At 62.7% G+C, this 18,847-nt stretch carries 23 protein-coding genes; 14 read left to right on the top strand and 9 right to left on the bottom strand.

All coding sequences use genetic code 11. The annotated features are described in order from the left end of the window. Positions 1-31 precede the first annotated feature (31 nt). Positions 32-721 (top strand): helix-turn-helix transcriptional regulator, encoded by a 690-nt coding sequence (locus tag ACSQ2A_RS05910; RefSeq protein ID WP_436071439.1) that lies wholly within the window; start codon positions 32-34, stop codon positions 719-721. Between the two features lie 60 nt (positions 722-781). Further along, positions 782-1,153 carry a VOC family protein gene (locus tag ACSQ2A_RS05905; RefSeq protein WP_436071438.1) on the top strand — a complete coding sequence of 124 codons (372 nt, stop codon included), beginning with the start codon at positions 782-784 and terminating at the stop codon, positions 1,151-1,153. A 27-nt stretch (positions 1,154-1,180) separates the two neighbouring features. Here ACSQ2A_RS05905 and ACSQ2A_RS05900 read toward each other — a convergent pair whose 3' ends face one another. Next, the gene (locus ACSQ2A_RS05900) at positions 1,181-1,684 is read right to left on the bottom strand and encodes a GNAT family N-acetyltransferase (protein WP_436071437.1); all 504 of its coding nucleotides are present in this window, start codon (positions 1,682-1,684) and stop codon (positions 1,181-1,183) included. Continuing rightward, positions 1,681-2,832: a pyridoxal phosphate-dependent aminotransferase gene (locus tag ACSQ2A_RS05895; protein ID WP_436071436.1), complete on the bottom strand. Its 1,152-nt coding sequence runs from the start codon at positions 2,830-2,832 to the stop codon at positions 1,681-1,683. The genes ACSQ2A_RS05900 and ACSQ2A_RS05895 overlap by 4 nt, the downstream gene beginning before the upstream one ends. Before the next feature lie 156 nt (positions 2,833-2,988). Between ACSQ2A_RS05895 and ACSQ2A_RS05890 the strand changes: the two genes are divergently transcribed. The 6 genes from ACSQ2A_RS05890 to ACSQ2A_RS05865 all read left to right on the top strand — a co-directional run bounded on the left by ACSQ2A_RS05890 (position 2,989) and on the right by ACSQ2A_RS05865 (position 7,734). Next, entirely contained in the window at positions 2,989-3,843 is an 855-nt protein-coding gene (locus ACSQ2A_RS05890; RefSeq protein WP_436071435.1) for a DsbA family protein, read from the top strand. 123 nt (positions 3,844-3,966) lie between these two features. Continuing rightward, complete coding sequence (aroQ, locus tag ACSQ2A_RS05885) at positions 3,967-4,404, top strand: type II 3-dehydroquinate dehydratase (protein ID WP_436071434.1); 438 nt, start codon at positions 3,967-3,969, stop codon at positions 4,402-4,404. A gap of 32 nt (positions 4,405-4,436) precedes the next feature. After that, on the top strand, positions 4,437-4,928 hold the full coding sequence (gene accB / locus ACSQ2A_RS05880) for an acetyl-CoA carboxylase biotin carboxyl carrier protein (RefSeq protein WP_295416316.1): 492 nt from the start codon (positions 4,437-4,439) through the stop codon (positions 4,926-4,928). A gap of 14 nt (positions 4,929-4,942) precedes the next feature. Further along, complete coding sequence (gene accC / locus ACSQ2A_RS05875; RefSeq protein WP_436071433.1) at positions 4,943-6,289, top strand: acetyl-CoA carboxylase biotin carboxylase subunit; 1,347 nt, start codon at positions 4,943-4,945, stop codon at positions 6,287-6,289. A 49-nt stretch (positions 6,290-6,338) separates the two neighbouring features. Beyond that, positions 6,339-6,974: a leucyl/phenylalanyl-tRNA--protein transferase gene (gene aat, locus ACSQ2A_RS05870; RefSeq protein ID WP_436071432.1), complete on the top strand. Its 636-nt coding sequence runs from the start codon at positions 6,339-6,341 to the stop codon at positions 6,972-6,974. After that, the gene (locus ACSQ2A_RS05865) at positions 6,961-7,734 is read left to right on the top strand and encodes an APH(3') family aminoglycoside O-phosphotransferase (RefSeq protein WP_436071431.1); all 774 of its coding nucleotides are present in this window, start codon (positions 6,961-6,963) and stop codon (positions 7,732-7,734) included. Before aat ends, ACSQ2A_RS05865 begins: the two co-directional genes overlap by 14 nt. On the opposite strand, the gene ACSQ2A_RS05860 is transcribed toward ACSQ2A_RS05865, so the two are convergent. The 4 genes from ACSQ2A_RS05860 to ACSQ2A_RS05845 form a co-directional block, all read right to left on the bottom strand. After that, positions 7,731-8,228, bottom strand: a complete 498-nt coding sequence (locus ACSQ2A_RS05860; RefSeq protein WP_436071430.1) for a GyrI-like domain-containing protein — start codon at positions 8,226-8,228, stop codon at positions 7,731-7,733. The genes ACSQ2A_RS05865 and ACSQ2A_RS05860 overlap by 4 nt on opposite strands. A 22-nt stretch (positions 8,229-8,250) precedes the next feature. Further along, entirely contained in the window at positions 8,251-9,036 is a 786-nt protein-coding gene (locus ACSQ2A_RS05855; protein WP_436071429.1) for an SDR family NAD(P)-dependent oxidoreductase, read from the bottom strand. A gap of 81 nt (positions 9,037-9,117) precedes the next feature. Next, positions 9,118-9,537: a DUF2155 domain-containing protein gene (locus ACSQ2A_RS05850; protein WP_436071428.1), complete on the bottom strand. Its 420-nt coding sequence runs from the start codon at positions 9,535-9,537 to the stop codon at positions 9,118-9,120. Positions 9,538-9,543: 6 nt separating this feature from the next. Beyond that, positions 9,544-9,942, bottom strand: a complete 399-nt coding sequence (locus tag ACSQ2A_RS05845) for an NADH:ubiquinone oxidoreductase subunit NDUFA12 (protein WP_436071427.1) — start codon at positions 9,940-9,942, stop codon at positions 9,544-9,546. Between the two features lie 135 nt (positions 9,943-10,077). Here ACSQ2A_RS05845 and ACSQ2A_RS05840 point away from each other — a divergent pair, with 135 nt between their 5' ends. From ACSQ2A_RS05840 to ACSQ2A_RS05830, 3 genes are all read left to right on the top strand, one after another. Continuing rightward, positions 10,078-11,262, top strand: a complete 1,185-nt coding sequence (locus ACSQ2A_RS05840) for an MFS transporter (protein WP_436071426.1) — start codon at positions 10,078-10,080, stop codon at positions 11,260-11,262. 63 nt (positions 11,263-11,325) lie between these two features. Next, positions 11,326-11,742 carry a VOC family protein gene (locus ACSQ2A_RS05835; protein ID WP_295416341.1) on the top strand — a complete coding sequence of 139 codons (417 nt, stop codon included), beginning with the start codon at positions 11,326-11,328 and terminating at the stop codon, positions 11,740-11,742. A 116-nt stretch (positions 11,743-11,858) separates the two neighbouring features. Next, positions 11,859-12,338: a hypothetical protein gene (locus ACSQ2A_RS05830; RefSeq protein ID WP_295416344.1), complete on the top strand. Its 480-nt coding sequence runs from the start codon at positions 11,859-11,861 to the stop codon at positions 12,336-12,338. 47 nt (positions 12,339-12,385) lie between these two features. On the opposite strand, the gene ACSQ2A_RS05825 is transcribed toward ACSQ2A_RS05830, so the two are convergent. Then, entirely contained in the window at positions 12,386-13,297 is a 912-nt protein-coding gene (locus ACSQ2A_RS05825) for an SMP-30/gluconolactonase/LRE family protein (protein WP_436071425.1), read from the bottom strand. A gap of 190 nt (positions 13,298-13,487) precedes the next feature. Here ACSQ2A_RS05825 and ACSQ2A_RS05820 point away from each other — a divergent pair, with 190 nt between their 5' ends. Both ACSQ2A_RS05820 and ACSQ2A_RS05815 read left to right on the top strand, forming a co-directional pair. After that, a complete protein-coding gene (locus ACSQ2A_RS05820) occupies positions 13,488-13,973 on the top strand; it encodes a CAP domain-containing protein (protein WP_436071424.1) in 486 nt (161 codons plus the stop codon). Next, positions 13,963-14,190, top strand: coding sequence for a sulfurtransferase TusA family protein (locus tag ACSQ2A_RS05815; protein WP_436071423.1), 228 nt, complete (start codon positions 13,963-13,965; stop codon positions 14,188-14,190). Before ACSQ2A_RS05820 ends, ACSQ2A_RS05815 begins: the two co-directional genes overlap by 11 nt. Before the next feature lie 129 nt (positions 14,191-14,319). Here ACSQ2A_RS05815 and ACSQ2A_RS05810 read toward each other — a convergent pair whose 3' ends face one another. Then, a complete protein-coding gene (locus tag ACSQ2A_RS05810) occupies positions 14,320-15,480 on the bottom strand; it encodes a D-alanyl-D-alanine carboxypeptidase family protein (RefSeq protein WP_436071422.1) in 1,161 nt (386 codons plus the stop codon). 166 nt (positions 15,481-15,646) lie between these two features. Here ACSQ2A_RS05810 and ACSQ2A_RS05805 point away from each other — a divergent pair, with 166 nt between their 5' ends. Beyond that, positions 15,647-16,216, top strand: a complete 570-nt coding sequence (locus tag ACSQ2A_RS05805; RefSeq protein ID WP_295416357.1) for a DJ-1/PfpI family protein — start codon at positions 15,647-15,649, stop codon at positions 16,214-16,216. 139 nt (positions 16,217-16,355) lie between these two features. On the opposite strand, the gene ACSQ2A_RS05800 is transcribed toward ACSQ2A_RS05805, so the two are convergent. Further along, positions 16,356-18,779: a beta-glucosidase H gene (locus ACSQ2A_RS05800; protein WP_436071635.1), complete on the bottom strand. Its 2,424-nt coding sequence runs from the start codon at positions 18,777-18,779 to the stop codon at positions 16,356-16,358. Positions 18,780-18,847: the final 68 nt, after the last annotated feature.

Raw genomic sequence — 18,847 nt, 5'->3', positions numbered from 1 at the left:
AGGGCGGCCTTCGGGCCGCCCTTTTTGTCTCATGTCCCGCGCTGCGCGTCTTCTCGATCTCCTGCAATTACTGCGGAACCGCCACCAGCCGGTGACGGGGCCTGATCTGGCGCGCGAACTGGGTGTGTCTATCCGGACGCTTTATCGCGATATCGCGACCTTGCAGGCGCAGGGGGCCGATATTCGGGGCGAGCCGGGGCTGGGCTATGTGCAGCGGCCGGGATTTACGCTGCCGCCGCTGATGTTTTCAGCCGATGAGATCGAGGCGATTGTGTTGGGATCGCGCTGGGTGGCGGCACGGGCGGATGACACCAGGCTCAGCGCTTCGGCAAGGCAGGCGATGAGCAAGATATTGGCGGTGCTGCCGGCTGATCTGCGCGATCGGGCCGAGGCGACGAACCTGCTGGTGGCGCGGATCGGGCTGGAGCCGGCGCAGGTGGATGCGGGGCAGATACGGCTCGCCATTCGGAACGAGCGCAAGCTGGTTATTCGCTATGATGATCTCAGCGGCGCGGCGACGGAGCGGGTGATCTGGCCGTTCATGATCGGTTTTTTCGAGAAGGTGCGGATTGTTGCCGCCTGGTGCGAGATGCGGCAGGATTTTCGCAGTTTCCGGGTGGATCGGATCAGTGGAATGACCGTGTCCGAGGAGCGCTATCCGAAGCGGCGCGCAGTGATGCTGAAAGAGTGGCGGGAGCGCGAGGGAATTGCGCCGCCGTGAGCCACTGCCGGAAACTGGCAGTCCCGGCTGATAGGTGTTCTCCATCGAAAGGAGAACGCCATGCGCACCCTCAACTACATCCTGCTGGCCGTTGCTGACCCTGCTACAAGCAAGCAGTTCTATTCAAACCTGCTGGGGCTCGAACCGGTTCAGAACTCGCCGACCTTCGTGCTCTACGTGTTGCCCAACGGCATGAAACTGGGGCTCTGGATCAAGGACGAGATCGAGCCAAAACCGCTGCCGGTTGGCGGGGTCGAGGTGACGTTTAGCGAGGATGACGACGCAGCGGTTCGAGCGACCTATGCGGACTGGTCGGGCAAGGCGAAGGTTTTGCAGGAACCGGTGGCCATGGACTTCGGCTTTACCTTCGTGGTGGAAGACCCCGATGGGCACCGGATCAGGGTTTTCGCGCGAGCGGCAGACCCACGGTGAGTTTCTTGGGCGCGGCTTTGGCCGCGCCTATTTTGTTGGATGGTAGCGGTAGACGACGTCGCCTTCGTCTTGCAGCGGGGCGTTGTCGTCGCGGGTGCCGCCGAGGCGGGCGGAGACGGCCATGGAACGGTGGTTCTCCGGATCGAAGTAGCTGACAAGGGTTGGCAGGTTCAGGTTGGCAAAGGCCCAATCGCGCAGGGCTTCTGCGGCTTCGGTGGCGTAGCCGTGGCCTTCAAAACCGTCATAGAGGAGCCAGCCGAGTTCCTTTTCGGGGAAGAGCGGGCCGTGGTTGATGCCGACCTGGCCAACGCAAATGCTGGTTTCCTTGACGTCGATCATCAGGGCGCCGTGGCCGTAGAGGGACCACAGGGCGACGTCGTGGCAGAACAGGCCCCAGGCGCCGCGGTGATCGAATGGGCCGCCCATGTAGATGGAGCGAGGCGAGGCCATGAGGGTGGCATAGGCCGGGAAATCCTCCATGCGCGGGGCGCGGAGGATGAGGCGTGGTGTTTCGAGCGTTGGGATGATCATGATCCGGCTGCCAGGAAGGTTTTGAGGCGGTCGAGGGCGAGATCGACCGTGTTGCGTGTGCCGGCATAGCTGAAGCGGACGAAGCCGTGTCCGTTGACGCGGTCGAAGTCGACGCCGGGGGTAGCGGCGATGCCCGCCTGCTCCAGCATCGATTCACAAAAAGCCAGGGAGTCGTTGGAAAACCTCGATGTTCCGGCATAGGCATAGAAGGCGCCATCGGCTGGTGAGGCTAGGTCGAAGCCGAGATTTTGGAGGCCAGTGGTCAGGGCAGCGCGGTTGGCGGCGTAGCTGGCTTTTTGCTCTTCGGAATAGTCGCGCTCATCGAGCGCTGCGGTCGCGGCGATCTGGCTGAGGGTGGGCGCCGAGATAAAAAGGTTTTGCTGCAGGATTTCGGCGCGGCGGATCAGTGCTTCGGGGAGCACCATCCAGCCGATGCGCCAGCCGGTCATGCAGTAGTATTTGGAAAAGCTATTGATGACGATGGCGTCCGAGGTCAGCTCGAGCGCCGACACTGAGGGGCCGCGATAGTCGAGGCCGTGGTAGATTTCGTCCGAGATCAGGGTGACGCCGAGGCGGCGGCAGGTGTCGATGACGTCGGCGAGGCCGGCACGATCGATCGCGGCGCCTGTGGGATTGGCGGGGCTGGCGAACAGGAGGCCTTCGAAGGGGATTTCGCGATAGGCGGCTTCGATGTCGGCGCCCGTAAGATGCCAGTTGTTGGCCGCCGTGACGGGGATTTCGGCATATTCGAAGCCGAGGCCGATGAGGGTGTTGATATAGGCGGGGTAGCCCGGGCGGGTGATGGCGATGCGGGCGCCGGGGCGGAAGGCGGCGTGAAAGGCGAGGATGAAGCCGGCCGACGAACCCATTGTGGCCAGAATCATTTCCGGGTTTACGGAGACGCCGTGCTGCTCGGCATAGTAGCGCGAAAGCGCCTCGCGCAGGTCGATGCGGCCCTTGGCGCTAGTGTAGCCTTGCGGGTCGGGCAAGGCGCGGGCGACAGCTTCGATGACTTTCGGGGCGGGCGGATGGCCGGGTTCGCCCAGCTCCAGATGGCAGATGGTGCGTCCCTGCCCTTCGAGCACCTTGGAACGGTTGAGAATGTCCATGGCGAGAAACGGCATGAGGCCGTCGGCTGCGGGGGTCATAGGCGGCTCCTTCTGGTCCATGGGGACTAGCCGGAAGCGCGGGTTCACTCAACAACAATTGAAGCAGCGCTTTAGACTGCGGCAATTGTCCGGTGCCAGATTGGGCCGAGGTCTGCTAGAAGGCCCATGCGCAGAATCTCTGGGAGCATCCGTCCGATGAATCGTCTGTCTATCGTGCTGGCCGCCGTGGCGGGAATTCTCGCGGGGGCGTTGGGCTATTCCCAGCTCAACCGGCCGGAGCCGCAGACAGATACGGTCGCGGTGCGCGCCATCGTCGAGAGCGTTCTTTCCGAGCACGAAGCGACTGCCAGCGCGGCGCCGCAGGCTGTGGCGGCGATCGATCCGGCGGTTCTCAACCCGATGATCGAAAGCTTCCTGATGAGCGACCCCAAGCTACTGCAGCGGCTGTCGGTGGCGCTTGATGAAACGTTGCGCACCGAGGAAAGCGCCAAGGCGCAGGTCGCGATCACCGAGATGCAGGACAAGATCTTCAATGATCCCGGCCAGGTGGTCTTGGGAAATCCGGACGGCGATGTGACGCTGGTCGAGTTCTTTGACTATAACTGCGGCTATTGCCGTGCGGCGCTGCCGGATCTGGCGACGCTGCTGGCGGAAGACCCGAACCTGCGGGTCATTCTCAAGGAATTCCCCATTCTCTCCAATGAATCCATCGATGCGGCGCGCGTGGGCGTGCTCGTCGGGGAAGCCGATGTCGATTACTGGGCTTTCCACGAAGCGCTGTTTTCGAGCCGTGGCAAGGTGGACAAGGCCGTTGCGCTGGACGCCGCTGGTGCGCTGGGCTTGAGCAAGGTTGATCTGGAGCTGAAGATGGGTGAGCCGAGCGTGGCCAAGACCATTCAGACTTCCTATGAGATTGCACAGGCGCTGGGGATTACCGGAACGCCGACCTATATCATCGGCAATGAAATCATTCCGGGTGCCATTGGTGTCGATGATCTGCGGACGCGCATTGCGAATATGCGGGCCTGCGGCCAGTCGGTGTGCAGTTAGCCCGAATCTCGCCCGACTCTCCCGTTAGACGCGCGGAAAGCACCGAGGAGGCTCGCCTTTTCGGTGCAATTCGTGTAACCGCCCTTGCACCGCCGGAAAGAGCCGGTGCACAACGAAAAGACTATGGCAAAGCACGTTCTCGTCCTCAACGGCCCGAACCTCAACATGCTCGGCAAGCGCGAGCCCGGAATCTACGGCGCTCAGACCCTGGCCGATGTGGAGGCCATTTGCAGCGCCGCCGGCGACGAATTCGGCCTTTCCATTGATTTCCGCCAATCCAATCACGAAGGCGAACTGGTCACCTGGATCCAGGAAGCGCTCGGCACGGCCGATGGCATCCTGATCAATCCCGGCGCCTATTCGCACACTTCGGTGGCAATCTATGACGCCTTCAAGGCCGTCTCGTTGCCCGTGGCAGAAGTCCATATCAGCAACATTCATCAACGCGAGGCCTTCCGACACCACTCTTATGTGTCGGCAGTCGCCTTCGGCGTCATTTGCGGCTTTGGTACGCTGGGGTATAGATTGGCCCTGGAAGCCATGGCTCAGAAACTCGCATAACGCTTCGACTGGAAGCCGGGAGACCGACAAGAATGACCAAGTCATCGCAGGTGGATCAGGACCTGATCCGCGCCATCGCCGAACTGCTCAACAAGGAAAATCTCGCCGAGATCGAGATCGAGCAGGAGGACCTCCGGGTCCGCGTCACCCGCTCCTATCCGGTTGAAGCACCGGCCTATGCCCCTGCCCCGCAGTATTATGCGCCGCCCGCCGCGCCGGCTGCTCCTGCTGCCCCCGCTTCGGTCGTTCCGGCTGCCGCTCCTGCGAGCAAGGAAGACCTGACCTCCAACCCCGGCACCCTGACCTCGCCGATGGTTGGCACCGCTTATCGCTCGCCTGAGCCGGGCAAGCCGGTTTTCGTCGATGTCGGCACCAAGGTCACCGAAGGCCAGACGGTTCTCATCATCGAAGCCATGAAGACCATGAACCAGATTCCGGCGCATCGCTCGGGCACGGTGACCCGTGTTCTCGTGAACGACGCGCAGCCGGTCGAATATGGCGAGCCGCTCGTCGTCATCGAGTAAGGAGGGACTTTCACGTGTTCCAGAAAGTCCTGATCGCCAATCGCGGCGAAATCGCCCTGCGCATCCTGCGCGCCTGCAAGGAACTGGGTATCCAGACCGTTGCGGTTCACTCGACTGCTGACGCCAATGCCATGCATGTGCGCCTTGCCGACGAAAGCGTCTGCATTGGCCCCAATGCGGCCAAGGACAGCTATCTCAATATCCCGTCGATCCTTGCGGCCTGCGAGATCACCGGGGCGGATGCCGTGCATCCGGGCTATGGTTTCCTCTCGGAAAACGCCCGTTTCGCCAAGATTCTCGGCGAACACAATGTGACCTTCATCGGTCCTTCGGCGCACCATATCGAAATCATGGGTGACAAGATCACCGCCAAGAAGACGGCGGTCGAGCTGGGCATTCCCGTGGTTCCGGGTTCGGCCGGGGCGGTCGAAACCGAAGCCGACGCGCTCAAGACTGCCAAGGAAATCGGCTATCCGGTGCTGATCAAGGCAACTGCCGGTGGCGGTGGTCGCGGCATGAAGGTGGCGCAGAGCGAGAAGGACGTGCTGGTCGCCTGGTCGACCGCCCGTTCGGAAGCCAAGGCCGCCTTCGGCAACGATTCCGTCTATATGGAAAAGTACCTCGGCAAGCCGCGCCATATCGAAGTGCAGGTGCTTGGCGATGGTCAGGGCAATGCCGTGCACCTGGGCGTGCGTGACTGCTCGCTGCAGCGTCGCCACCAGAAGGTGTGGGAAGAGGCCGGCGGCCCGACCATTACGGTGGAAGAGCGCGATCGCATCGGCGAAATCTGCGCCGCGGCCATGCGCAAGCTGAGCTATTCGGGCGCGGGCACGATCGAGTTTCTCTACGAGAACGGCGAGTTCTATTTCATTGAAATGAACACCCGCCTGCAGGTGGAGCACCCGGTTACCGAGCGCATCACGGGCATCGACATCGTCTATGAGCAGATTCGTGTCGCCTCGGGCGAAGCGCTGTCGATGACGCAGGACAAGGTGCAGTTCTATGGCCATGCCATCGAAGTGCGTATCAATGCCGAAGATCCGCAGACCTTTGCGCCCTCGCCGGGCACGATCACCTTCTATCACCCGGCCGGTGGCGTGGGTGTGCGCGTCGATTCCGCGGTCTACCAAGGCTACAAGATCCCGCCCTATTATGACTCGCTGATCGGCAAGTTGATCGTCTATGGCCGCACCCGCGAGGAGTGCCTCAAGCGCCTGAGCCGTGCGATCGACGAATTCGTGGTGGATGGGGTGAAGACTACCCTTCCCCTGTTCCAGCGGTTGATCAAGCAGCCCGATATCATTGCCGGCAACTATGATATTCACTGGCTGGAAAAGTTCCTGGCCGAGAACAAGGCCTGACAATTTAAAGGGGCGCTTTGCGCCCCTTTTTTCATTTTGCTGACTGAGCATGGCCCGCCCCACCGATCCCTTCGACATCGAGGTGACGCCCGAGCTGATCGTTCGGGCTTATCGCGCCGGCATCTTCCCCATGGCGGAAGATGCGGCGGATGAGGACCTTTTCTGGGTGAGCCCGGAAATGCGCGGGATCATGCCGCTCGACGGCTTTCATGCGTCGAAGAGCCTGCGCAAGGCCATGCGGAAATCGGGTTGGGATATTCGCGTCGATACCGATTGGGACGGGATCATCGAGGGCTGCGCCACCGTTGGCGAGGACCGGTCGACGACCTGGATCAATGGGACGATCCGGGCGGTCTATGGCGAGCTGTTTCGGCGCGGGGTGGCGCATACGGTGGAGGTCTGGGACGGGGCCGATCTCGTGGGCGGGCTTTATGGGCTGGCCATTGGCGGGGCGTTCTTTGGGGAATCCATGTTTCATCGGCGGACCGATGCCAGCAAGATGGCCATGGCGCATCTGGTGGAGCGGTTGAATGCCGGAGGGTTTCAGCTGCTTGATACGCAGTTCGTGACGCCGCACCTGGCTTCGCTGGGGGGTATAGAGATCGAGCGCGCGGATTATGAGGACAGGCTGGCGCAAGCGCTGGCGGTCAAGGGGAATTGGGGAGCCTGGGATGAATCCGCGTGAGCGACTGCCGCTGCAATTGAAGGCTTTGCAGGCGCGGGAGTGGGAGCCGATCACTATCGGGGAGTCGCAGGCCTCGGTGTGGCGTGTTCCGATGGGTGAGAGTGCGCTGTTTCTGAAGGCCGAGCCGGCGCATGCACTCGACGAAATGGGCGAGGAATTGCTGCGGCTCGATTATCTTGCCGAGATGGGTTTTCCGGCGCCGCGCGTGGTCGATCATATCATGGCCGACGACTTCAACTGGCTTCTCATGACGGCGGTAAAAGGCAGGGATTTGACTCACCTGGGGGATGAACCTCAGGTTTTGATTCAGGTGCTTGCGGATGGTTTGAAGCGGTTGCATGCGCTTGATCCGGCCAATTGTCCGTTCGATCATAATCTTACGAAGCGGCTTGCCGATGCTGAAGCCAATGTTTTGGCGGGGCGGATCGACGAGACGGATTTTGACGATGAGCGCGATGGCTGGACGGCGCAGCAAGTGTTCGACTGGCTCGCGAATAATCGGCCGGACGAGACCAATCGGGTGGTGACGCATGGCGATGCTTGCCTGCCGAATTTCCTGGCGGATGGGACGCGGTTCGGCGGTGTGGTCGATTGCGCCAGGCTGGGCGTATCGGATCGCTGGCAGGACCTGGCGCTGGCGTGCCGCAGCATGGAGTTCAATGGCGGCGAGAATTACGTTGCCGATTTCCTCGCCGCCTATGGGGCGGAGTTCGATGCGGAGCGCTATGCGTTTTATTGCGCGATGGACGAGCTGTTTTAGTCCTTTAGCTTGAAGGCCAGGGTCGTCACCCAGTCTTCCATGTTTGGCACCTCGGCCGGGTCGGATTCGTAGATCTCGAGCCGGCAGGCGAAGTGGTCGCCGTCGGGCCTTTCTTCCATGTCGAATTTCTGCTGGGTCAGGTTTGCCCAGCCGATCAGCATGCCGGTGACGGTGATCAGCTTGTCGGGGTGGCCGGTCCAGCTCAGACCGATGAAATTGCCGGCAGGGAGCGTGCCGTTCTTCACCTGCCCCTCTTCGGGGCCGAGGGCTTCGACGGCGATGCCGGCTTCGACATCGAGCGTGTCTTCCATGTTGATCCGGCGATAGTTGTAGAAGGCCTCGCCGGCAGGCTTGAGACCGTGCCTTTCGAGGTGTGCGAAGAGCTGCGGAAAGCCTTCGCGGGCCGGCTTTTGCATCTGCTGCATGGTCACGGTGAAGGGCACGTAGATATAGGGCTGCGCGGCGCGCTGCTCGGTTTTGGGCAGGGTCAGCATGGGCGGTTCTCCTGTTCTGCGTTCAATCGACCTGCGCGCCGCCGGTTGCATTGGCGAGCGTGGCGGTCATGCTGGAGGCGAGGTCGCTGGCGAGCAGGACCACCGCGTCAGCCACCTGCCCCAGCGAGGAGATGCGACGTAGCGGGGTATCCTTGGCGACCTCGGCGTGCATTTCCTCGAAAGTGATGCCCTTTTCGCGGGCGTGGATCAGCCAGGCCTCGCGCACGCCGGGAGCGTCGGGCGAACCAGGGGAGCGGACCCAGCAACAGCGGACGCCCTTTGGGCCGTTCTCGGCAGCGAGATGGCGGAGGTAGTGTTCCACCGCAGCGCAGGCGATGCCGAAGCCGCCCATTTCGGTATAGGCCTCGCGTGCGGCATTGGCGGTAATGCCGAGAATGGCGCCGCCGCCGTTCTCGCCCATGTGCCGGGCCGTGGTGGCGCCGATATTGAACCAGGATTTGAGGCCCCGCTCGACTGGCATGATGAAGCGATCGTATTCGAGGTCGATGATCGGCGTGCCTTGCGCATCGCCCCAATCGATGGCGCTGAAGACGACGTTGATGGGGCCACCTTTGCCGATTGCGTCTTGTAGATGCGCTTCGACCGAGGCGCGATCCAACGCGTCTACGGTGCCGACGTGAACGGTGCCGCCTTTGGCGCGCAGCTCCTCGGCAAATGCCTCTAGCCGTTCGCGGCCGCGGGCGGCCAGATGGACCACCGCCCCCTCGCGGACGAAGGCGCTTGCCACCGCGCCACCGACGGCGCCGCTGCCGCCATAGACGATGGCGGTCTTTCCCTTGAGCAGCATAGATCGTCCTCCCATGCGCGGCCGTAGCCGCCTCCTGCCACGACGGGCGAGGATGGGAGATTTAGACAGGCTTCTGAAGAATTATCGCTGGTCTGGTGGGGGGACGTTGGTGCTGGTTTTGCACTCGATCAGCCAGACGTCGTAAACCGGGTGGTCGACGGCGTTGAGCGCCGGGCTATCGGCAAACATCCAGCCGGTGAAAATGCGCTTGGCGGTGCCGTCGAGCGAGCGCTGGTCGACTTCGAGAAAGGCCGAGGTGCGCTGCAGGGTGTCGGTGGCGGGACGGTCGTAGCAGGCGCGTGGCGTTATCTCGAGGGCGCCGAAGAGGACGGTTTCGTCGATATAGACGTCAAAGCGCGTGATGCGGCCGGTGATCTTGTCGAGGCCGGCTAGGGTCGCGACGGGATGGGCCATGGGTTGCGCGCTGGCGGGCACAACAGCAAGCGCCAGCCCGAGGAAGGCTAGCGCAGCAAAAAGGCGGGAGAGGAAGCGCAGAGGCATGGGCCCTTATTCGGGCGACCAGGCCTGATAGTCGCCGGTGACGCGCGGACGCTCGCCGCTCTTGAGCAGGCTGCCATCGGGGCGATAGGCTTCCGCCGTGCCGGTGAGATTGGCCTGATGCGGCTTTTCCCAGTCGCGCGGCTTGTAGTTTGCGTCGGTCGGGACAACGTCGGTGCGGTAGTGCATCCAGCCGTGCCAGCCGGGCGGGATGGCCGAAGCGTCGGCGTAACCGGCATAGGTCACGTAGCGGCGGTTGGCCTTCTTGTCCTGATAGTAGCGGTTGCCGAATTCGTCGGAGCCGACATAGTTGCCGAAACGCTTGATCCAGAGACGCGTTCCCCAGGTCTGGCCGCGCCACCAGGCGAAGATTTCGGTGAGGAATTGCTTGGTATCAGACTTGGCCACGAGACGATTCCGCTCAACAGGAACGATTTGTCTGGCGGTTTATCATGCTCGCCGCGAGGAGCCTAGACCAAAGCGACGCATTTTGGCTGCAACTTGGCGCGAGCGCAGGCAGGAATGGCACGGGAGGAGAATGGGGTGAGGCTTTCTGCTTTTCTCAGAGTCTATTACGCCTATGCCTTCCTGTTCGACTTCATCTTTGCCTATGCCATCTATACGGCGCTGTTTTCGCTCGAAGGGCTGAGCACGAGTGAGATCGGCGTGCTGCTGGCCTTCTGGTCGGCTTCGGCAATTGTGCTCGAAATGCCGTCGGGGGCGCTGTCGGATCATTTTGATCGGCGCGTATTGCTGGCGCTGGCGCCGCTGGCGAAGGCCGGGACTTTTGTGCTTTGGGGGCTCGCACAGGGCGATTTCTGGATCTACGGCGCGGGCTTTCTGCTCTGGAGCCTTGGGCAGGCGCTGCAATCAGGTTCGCGCGAGGCGCTGCTCTATGAGCGGATGGCTGCCGAGGGGCGGACGGACGAATTCGACAAGGTGCTGGGGCGGGACAATGCCGCCGAAGGGCTGGGCATTGGGCTTGGCACGCTGTTTGGCGGGTTTGTCGCCTATTGGAGCTTTGAGTGGGCCATCTGGCTCTCTATTCCCCCGCTATTGGTTGCTGCCATTCTGGCTTTCTGGCTGGAGGATGTGCGGCGCAATGGTGGTGCCGAGGACGAGGCTGATGTGGAAGGTGGCTACTTCACGCATTTCGTCCACGCCTGGCGCGAGTTCCGCGAGCGAGCGGAGTTGCGCTTTGTCACCACCTATATTGCGACCGGCCTGCTGGTCTTTGAGGTGCTCGAAGAGTTTGACGAGCTTTACTACCTCGCCGTGTCGCTACCGGTCTGGGCCTGGGGCATCGTGGCGGCTGGGGTCGAGGCCATTTTTGCGCTGGCCAGCATTCATGCCTATCGACTGGCGGGGCGTCCCTGGCTCGCCTGGACGCTGCCGGCTCTGGGCGGGGTTTTGCTGATAGCGGCTTCGCAGGGGCAGACAGCGCCTTATGTACTGCTCCTTGCCGCCGGCTACATCGTGGTTGCTCCAGTGACGGTGCTGGCCGAGGCGCGCTTTCAGAAGATCATGGAAGGCAAGAGCCGCGCGACGACGACTTCGGCACTGGTGATGGCCGAGAATGTCGTGGGCATCGCGGCGACGCTGGCGTTTGGGTTTTTGGCCGATTGGGTCGGCATCCTCCCGGCCTATGGGTGGGCTGGGCTGGTCATGGCGCCTTTTGTGTTCTGGGTGATCGCGCGGCAGAGGCGGGGTTTTCGGGCGACGGATTAGCCACCTATTTCCCGTCACAAGACAGGTTTAGGCTGGGCCATCGGCCAGCGAGAGGAGACAGCCATGACCGTACGTCTCAATCCCTATATCAACTTCCGCAACAATGCCCGCGAAGCGCTTGCCTTCTATCACTCGATCTTTGGTGGCGAGCTGAACCTGTCGACCTATGCCGAGGGCGGCATGCCGCATGATCCGGCCGAGGCGCAGAAAATCATGCATGGGCAGCTCGACGCACCCAATGGCATGACGCTGATGATTTCGGATGCACCGGCCAGCATGCCCATCCCCGACGAGAGCAATATTTCGGTGTCGTTGAGCGGGGACGACGAAGCCACCTTGCGCGGCTACTGGAACGGTCTTTCGGCCGGCGGGCAGCCCATGATGCCGCTCGAAAAGGCGCCGTGGGGTGACACGTTCGGCATGCTGGTCGACAAATTCGGCGTGAGCTGGATGGTCAATATCGCCGGCCAGCCGGGCTGAGCACGCAAGGCGGGCCTTCGGGCCCGCCCTTCCCCAGATCACATTTCATCACGCAGGCGAACTCGCGCACTGCCGAGGCGTTGTGCCGTCATCTCGCACAGATAGGGAGACGAGAAATGGCGCAGATGCATCATCGCGGCGGGCTGGTGCCGCAGGAAACCAATTTTGACAATGCCGACCAGGCGGGCATTGCTCAACCCTATAGCCAGAGCGAAATCGAAGACCTGCTCTATGGCGACGACCGGCCGGTCGATGAACGTTTGGCGCGGCTTCGCGAGATGCGCGAAGAAACGGCCATTCGCGAAAGCGGCGACTGGGGGGATGAAGACCCCGCGGCCATGCTCGAGGAAATCGACCGGGCCATCGAGGAACTGAGCGGAGATCGCGAAGCCAGCGATGCCAATTTCGGCATCGAGGACACGATGCTCGATGACCCGTCAAATCACTCCCACGCCCTCTCGCCCGATGACGAGGATGCGCTGCGGGAGCTTTCCGGCGAAGCGCAGGACGATGGCGAAGACAGCTTTTACGAGGAAGACGAAGACGGCCCAGCAGATGATGACCACTGGGCCGGCAGCGAAGAATTCCGGCACTAAAGAGCATGTCCTTGTCCTGAAGCCGGTGACCACTGCAGGAGACTGCCCTAGGGCGTCTGGACACCCTTTGTAGCGAGATAGATCGAGTAGACCGAGGTGGTGGCGGTGATGAAGAGCCGATTGCCCCTCGGACCGCCAAAGGTAAGATTGGCGACGCCTTCCGGGACGTTGATGCGGCCGAGCAGCGTGCCGTCCGGGGCGTAGCAGTGAACGGCGGGACCGCCGCTGGTCCACACATTGCCGTGGACGTCCACGCGCATACCGTCCGGAATGCCGCTCGCGAGCGTGCAGAACTCGCGGCCATTGGCGAGGGTTTTGCCGTCGATCACGTCAAAAACGCGGATGATACGCGGGTGGTCTAGCTTATGGCTGGAGCCGGAATCGGCGACGTAAAGCCGCTTTTCGTCGGGCGAGAAGGCGAGGCCATTGGGCTGCAGGAAGTCGGTGGCGACGGCGGCCAGGGTGCCGGTATCGGGATCGAGGCGATAGACGTTGTGCGTTGCCTGTTCGGGCTCGGCCTGGAAACCTTCATAATCCGAGAGGATACCGTAGGTGGGGTCGGTGAACCAGACGCTGCCGCTTGAATGCACCACGACATCATTGGGCGAATTGAGACGCTTGCCCTCAAAACGGTCGGCGAGGACGGTGATTGTGCCGTCGTATTCGGTGCGCGTGACGCGGCGTTGGCCGTGTTCGCAGGAAACGAGGCGGCCCTGACGGTCGCGAGTATTGCCGTTGGAAAAGTTGGAATCGGCACGATAGACGGAAACCGCGCCGTCGGGCTGGTAGCGCATCATGCGGTGGTTGGGGATATCGCTCCAGAGGAGATAGTCGCCATCTTTGAACCAGACCGGCCCTTCGGCCCAGCGGCAGCCGGTATAGAGCTGCTCAAGCTGGGCGCTGCGGATGATGAGATCGCGAAAGCGCTCATCGATGACTTCGTGGACCGAGCCCGACATTTCTTCCCCTCCAGCGGCAGGAAAGATGTGCCCTGCCAAGACCCTGCCGCAAATGTGGCGGACAAGGCAGGGGCGACCATAATTGGGGGTTTTACGCGCGGCAATGCCGAAGCAGAGCGGATTAACCTCACATCAGGCTCGCCGTGAGATTTTGGCGGCAATCGGCCCCACGAGCCCAAAAAGGATTCCAATGAAAACCTCGTTTCTTCGTATCGCCGCCATCGGTGTTGCCCTTTCGGCCACGATTGCCATCGCCGGATGCTCGATGATGGGCGGCGGCGGCGCTGCGCCGACGGCCCTTGCCTCGGGCCTGACGGCCCGCATGGACCAGCCGAACGCGCGCCTTGATCGGGCGCAGGCCATCAACCTCGTCAATGCCTATCGCTCGACGCGTGGCGTTCCCGCGCTGGCGGCAGATGCGGGTCTCGATGGCACGGCACAGGCGCTGGCCAATCAGTATGCCCAGACGGGCACGGCTCCGGCGACGCCGGCTGGCATGACCGTGATGAAGCTCAGCGCGGGGTATGCGACCTTCGCGGATACGTTCTCGGGCTGGCGCAATAGCCCCGCCGATGCGGCGGGTCTTGTGGCGCAGGGCAGCAAGGCGGGCCTTGGCGTGGCCTACAATGCCGCATCCAGCTACGGGGTCTATTGGGTGCTCGTCGTTGCCAACTGAGCCCGAACTGATCGACGCCAGGGGGCTGAAATGCCCCCTGCCCGTGCTGAAGCTGGAAAAGAAGCTGGAAGGATTGGCGCACGGCAGCCTGCTTAGCGTTCTCGCGACCGATCCGATGGCTGCGATTGATATTCCACTCTACTGCCGGCAGCGCGGGCATGCCTGCGAGGCCAGCACAGAGGGCGAGGTGCTGCGGTTCGAGATCGTGGCTGGGTAGAGCCCCTACCGTCCAACTTTGCGCAGTGTCATCCCCGCGAAAGCGGGGATCTTTGTTTCAAGTCAGGGATTCCCGCTTTCGCGGGAATGACGCCGTGACAGAGTGGGCAACTGACGCGATGCCTTAAGATTACCTGAACACCGGCCGGGGGCGCGGATAGGGGATGCCGGGATTTCCCGCCAGTTCGAGGCCGGGACGGAGGCTGGCTTCGGTGGCGGTGTTTTCCGCGACGTCCTGAACCGGGAAGGCCGGGATGTGGGCCGGACGCGGGCGCGGCAGGACGATGCCGGTGCGCATGCGGCCAAGATCGGTGGCGACGTGCTCCACCGCGGCAATGGTGTCGGTGAGATAGCTCGGCTGGCCCTTGAGACCCATGGGGAAGACTGCTTCCTGGGCTTTCACATATTCTGCTGCGCCCTTGCCGCAGATATTGGGGCGCATATCAACCGGCGCTGCGCCGACAGCGTTGGCAAGAGTGAGGACGTTCTGGCCGGTGCCCGACGCGGAGCCCGAAAGGCCCTTGAGGAGGAGTTCGGCGGCGCGCTCGTTGCGATCGCGGCCCGAGGAGCCGCCGAGAACCACCGCCATGAGGCGGCGACCGTTGCGGTCGACATCGGCGACAAGGTTCAGGCCCGAAGCACAGACATAGCCGGTCTTCATGCCGATGGCGCCGGCGAAGGTTGTCAGGATTTCGTTCTGCGATTCCAGCTTCTGGCCGTTGATGCGAACAACGCTGGTGCGGAACATCTGCATGTATTGCGGAAAGCTCTGCTCGATATAGAGCGAGAGAATGGCGAGGTCGCGGGCCGTCGTCACCTGGCGCGGGTCGTGCAGGCCGTTGGAATTTACGAAATGGGTCGCCGTCAGGCCCATGCGCTGGGCGACGTCGTTCATCTTGGCAACGAAGCTGGCTTCATTGCCGCCAATGGTTTCGGCAATGGCAACGGCCATGTCGTTGGCCGACTTGACGATGAGAATGTAGAGCGCGTCTTCGAGCGACACCGAGGTATCGACCTTGAGACCGGAGCGGCTTGGGGCCTGGCTCAGCGCATATTTGGAGAGCGTGACCGGCGTTTCGAGCGTCACCGTGCCCTTGGCGATCTCCTCGAAGGCGACATAGGCGGTCATCAGCTTGGTGAGCGAGGCCGGGTGCCAGGGCTGGCCGGCATCCTCGGCGTAGAGGACCTGCAGGGTATCGCGATCGACGAGGAGGAGCGGGGTCGCCCATGCCGGCACCAGGCTTGCGCAGCTCAGGACAAGGGCAATGGCGATACGGCGCAACAACAGCACGGGGAATCTCTTAAGCAGGTCTTACGGGGGCGCGGCCACTCTTAGCAGCGTCCTTCTGAAGCCTCAAGAAATGGGGCAAAGTTTGACGCGACCGTGAATGGGCTGCTGACGCAGATTGTCGCGGAGAAGCGAAATCGTGAGGCTCGAACCACTAAGGGATTACGCCATGACCACTTTCGTTACCATTCTCACGCCCGGCTATGCCGATTGGGAAACCGCGCTGCTCAATGCCGCAGCCCGCAGCTACTATGGGATTAACACGCTTTTCGCGACGCCGGACGGCGAGGAAGTCGTGTCCTCGGGCGGGCTGAAGGTGACGCCGCATATGGCGGTGGCGGATATCAATGTCGAAGAAATCGATGCGCTGCTGGTGAATGGCGGCACGATCTGGAGCACGCCTTGTGCGCCGGATATTGCCGATGTGTTGCGAAAGGCGCACGCCGCCGGCAAGACGGTGGGCGGGATTTGTGACGGGACACTGGCGCTGGCGCGGGCGGGGTTGCTCGACGAGGTGGCGCATACGTCCAACGGGCCGGAGAGCTTGCCGGATACGGGCTACAAGGGCGTGGAGCACTATCGGGATCAGCCGCAAGCGGTTTTGGCCGGCAAGATCATTACGGCGCCGGGCACCGCGCCCGTCAGTTTCATGGGCGCGGTGTTTGAATCGCTCGGCATGCGCAACGGCGATATGGATTTTTATCTCGGGCTTTATGGGACCGAGCACAAGGCGGCTTAGAGGCCAACTTGAGTGACGCTCTCGCAGCGGGTGTCACCACCGGGCTTGTCCCGGCGGTCCCATGCGGAGACGAGATGGATTGCCGGGACAAGCCCGGCAATGACGATGGAGGGGAGAGCACGGCTCCCGTCCACACACCTTAGACGGGCAGCATCAGGATCGTGTCGCGCTTGATCGTCGCCGTCAGCGGTAGGTCGGCCGAGGATTGGCCGACGCGGAGGGTGAAGTCGCCGGATTCGACCAGCCAGTGCTTTGCTTCAGTGCGGAAGAAGGCGAAGGAGCGGGCGTCGAGGGTGAGCGTAACCTGGCGGCTCTCCCCGGGTGCGAGGGCAACCTTGGCGAAGGCTTTCAGTTCCTTCGCCGGACGGGGCGACGAGGATTCTTCGTCGGAGACGTAGAGCTGGACGACTGTGGATCCGGCGCGGGCACCGGTGTTGGTAACTCTCACGGTCGCGGTGACCTTGCCGTCGGCTTCGAAAGCGCCGTCGTCGACGGTGAGATCGCTGACAGTTAAGGTCGTGTAGCCCAAGCCAAATCCGAAGGGATAGAGCGGGGTCATACCGAGGCGGTCGTAGTGGCGGTAGCCGACGAAGATGCCTTCCTCGTAGCGGACCTTGCCTTCGAGGCCGGGATAGACTTCGCGGTCCTGGCTGTGGGCGGGGTTGTCGGACCAGCGCACCGGGAAGGTTTGCGGCAGGCGACCGCCGGGTTCGGCGACGCCAGTGAGGACGTCGGCGATGGCGTTGCCGGCTTCCTGGCCTGGGTACCAGGCCTGGAGGACGGCTCGGACCGAATTGATCCACGGCATTTCGATGGGGCCGCCGGTCTGGAGGACCACGACGGTGTTCGGGTTGGCCTGGGCGACGGCGGCGACAAGTTCGTTCTGGCGGCCGGGGAGTTCGATGCCGGGGAGATCGCTGCCTTCGGTGTCCCACTCGCCATTGCGGCCGATGAAGACCACGGCAGTATCGGCATTGCGGGCGGCGCGGACGGCTTCGGCGATGTCAGCGTCGCCGAGCGGTAGGCCGATGCCGCAGGCGAAGGCGGCGAGGCCGAGGGTGGCAAAGTCCTTGGTGGCGAATTCGATCGTCACGTCATAGGTGCGGCCGGCTTCGAGGTCGATGGTGCCGACGACTTCGTCGCAGCCCTCTTCGAAGAAGGTGCGGCCCTTGGTCCAATTGGTCCAGGCATCGGCGACGAGCTTGCTGTCGACAAAAACCTTGGCGAAGCCGGCGGAATAGATGCCGACGCGGTGAGTGCCGGATTTTTCGGGCGCGTAGGTGGCACGGACGCGGGCCGAGAAGTGCAGCGGATCGACCTTGCCGTCGGCGACATTGCCGATCCAGAAGGCCTGGGCGTCTTCCTGGGTGCCGATATGGACCGGCTCGCCGGCGAGCCTTTCATTGGCGAAGTATTCGACGGTGAGCGTGCCGCGGAGCAGCGGCTCGAAACGGTCATTACCGCAGCCGACGGCGTAGCTCAGTTGCTCATCGCCGAGCTGGGCAACGAGGCCTTCCCATGGCGAGACGCGATAGTGGGCGTTGAGCTGGGCGCTGCCGCCGCCCATGATCTGGGCGCGCTTGGCATTGGGGCCGATAACAGCAATGCGGCTTTCGGGCTTTAGCGGCAGGGCGCCGTTGTTCTTGAGGAGGACGGCGGCTTCGGCGCCGGCGCGGCGGATCAGGGCGCGGTGCTCGGGGCGGTCGTTGGCGTGTTCCTGATGCGGGCGGTGATCGTCGAGAGAGCCGACACGTTCCATCAGGCGCAACATTGCGGTTACGCGCTTGTCGAGGGTTTCCGTGGAGACTTCGCCTGAGTTGACGGCATCGACGAGCTTTTGGCCGCGGTCGCGGGCTGGGCCCGGCATTTCGAGATCAAGGCCGGCATTGACGGTCTCGGCGGTCGAGTGGGAGCCGAACCAGTCGGACATGACGATGCCGTCATAGCCCCATTCGTCGCGGAGGACAGTGGAAAGGAGCCAGTTGTGCTCCGAGGTGAAGGTGCCGTTGAGGCGGTTGTAGGAGCTCATCACGCCCCAGGTGCCGGCCTTCTTCACCGCCCATTCGAAGGGGATGAGATAGATTTCGCGCAGCGAACGCTCGTCGATCTCGCTCGACATGGTCGTGCGCTCGATCTCACTTTCATTGCCGACGAAATGCTTGATGGTGGCGCCGATCCCCTGCCCTTGCAGGCCCGTGATGTAGCCGACAGCGAGTTGGGCCGAGAGGAATGGGTCTTCTGAATAGCATTCGAAATTACGGCCATTGGTGACCGAGCGATGGATGTTGACCGTGGGCGCAAGCAGCATATGCGCGCCCTTGGATTTGACTTCGTCGGCGAGGGCAGCGCCGATTTCCTCGACCAGTGGAACATTCCAGGTGGCGCCGATGGCGATGCCGACCGGGAAGCTGGCGGATTTGACGCCGCCGATGAGCGAGCCGCCACCGCGGGCGCCGTTGGGGCCATCGGTAACACGCAGCTTGCCGATGCCGAGGCGGGCGATGGCGGGAACGGACCAGAAATCCTCGCCGGAGAGGATGGACACTTTCTCCTCAAGCGTCATTTCCGACAAAAGCTGCTCGATGCGATCGGTCACCGTATTCTCCTCCGGGCGTACTCTTGGCGCGAAGA

Source organism: Devosia sp. LjRoot3 (assembly GCF_964252865.1).
Lineage (GTDB): Bacteria > Pseudomonadota > Alphaproteobacteria > Rhizobiales > Devosiaceae > Devosia.
The sequence above is the reverse complement of the archived record's forward strand: the minus strand, read 5'-3'. Positions and strand labels throughout refer to the sequence as shown.

Bases quoted from the DNA above. Each gene is read 5' to 3' on its own strand.
- ACSQ2A_RS05910 (WP_436071439.1), top strand. From the start codon at position 32: ATGTCCCGCGCTGCGCGTCTTCTCGATCTCCTGCAATTACTGCGGAAC.
- ACSQ2A_RS05905 (WP_436071438.1), top strand. From the start codon at position 782: ATGCGCACCCTCAACTACATCCTGCTGGCCGTTGCTGACCCTGCTACA.
- ACSQ2A_RS05900 (WP_436071437.1), bottom strand. From the start codon at position 1,684: ATGATCATCCCAACGCTCGAAACACCACGCCTCATCCTCCGCGCCCCG.
- ACSQ2A_RS05895 (WP_436071436.1), bottom strand. From the start codon at position 2,832: ATGACCCCCGCAGCCGACGGCCTCATGCCGTTTCTCGCCATGGACATT.
- ACSQ2A_RS05890 (WP_436071435.1), top strand. From the start codon at position 2,989: ATGAATCGTCTGTCTATCGTGCTGGCCGCCGTGGCGGGAATTCTCGCG.
- aroQ (WP_436071434.1), top strand. From the start codon at position 3,967: ATGGCAAAGCACGTTCTCGTCCTCAACGGCCCGAACCTCAACATGCTC.
- accB (WP_295416316.1), top strand. From the start codon at position 4,437: ATGACCAAGTCATCGCAGGTGGATCAGGACCTGATCCGCGCCATCGCC.
- aat (WP_436071432.1), top strand. From the start codon at position 6,339: ATGGCCCGCCCCACCGATCCCTTCGACATCGAGGTGACGCCCGAGCTG.
- ACSQ2A_RS05865 (WP_436071431.1), top strand. From the start codon at position 6,961: ATGAATCCGCGTGAGCGACTGCCGCTGCAATTGAAGGCTTTGCAGGCG.
- ACSQ2A_RS05860 (WP_436071430.1), bottom strand. From the start codon at position 8,228: ATGCTGACCCTGCCCAAAACCGAGCAGCGCGCCGCGCAGCCCTATATC.
- ACSQ2A_RS05855 (WP_436071429.1), bottom strand. From the start codon at position 9,036: ATGCTGCTCAAGGGAAAGACCGCCATCGTCTATGGCGGCAGCGGCGCC.
- ACSQ2A_RS05850 (WP_436071428.1), bottom strand. From the start codon at position 9,537: ATGCCTCTGCGCTTCCTCTCCCGCCTTTTTGCTGCGCTAGCCTTCCTC.
- ACSQ2A_RS05835 (WP_295416341.1), top strand. From the start codon at position 11,326: ATGACCGTACGTCTCAATCCCTATATCAACTTCCGCAACAATGCCCGC.
- ACSQ2A_RS05830 (WP_295416344.1), top strand. From the start codon at position 11,859: ATGGCGCAGATGCATCATCGCGGCGGGCTGGTGCCGCAGGAAACCAAT.
- ACSQ2A_RS05825 (WP_436071425.1), bottom strand. From the start codon at position 13,297: ATGTCGGGCTCGGTCCACGAAGTCATCGATGAGCGCTTTCGCGATCTC.
- ACSQ2A_RS05820 (WP_436071424.1), top strand. From the start codon at position 13,488: ATGAAAACCTCGTTTCTTCGTATCGCCGCCATCGGTGTTGCCCTTTCG.
- ACSQ2A_RS05805 (WP_295416357.1), top strand. From the start codon at position 15,647: ATGACCACTTTCGTTACCATTCTCACGCCCGGCTATGCCGATTGGGAA.
- ACSQ2A_RS05800 (WP_436071635.1), bottom strand. From the start codon at position 18,779: ATGACGCTTGAGGAGAAAGTGTCCATCCTCTCCGGCGAGGATTTCTGG.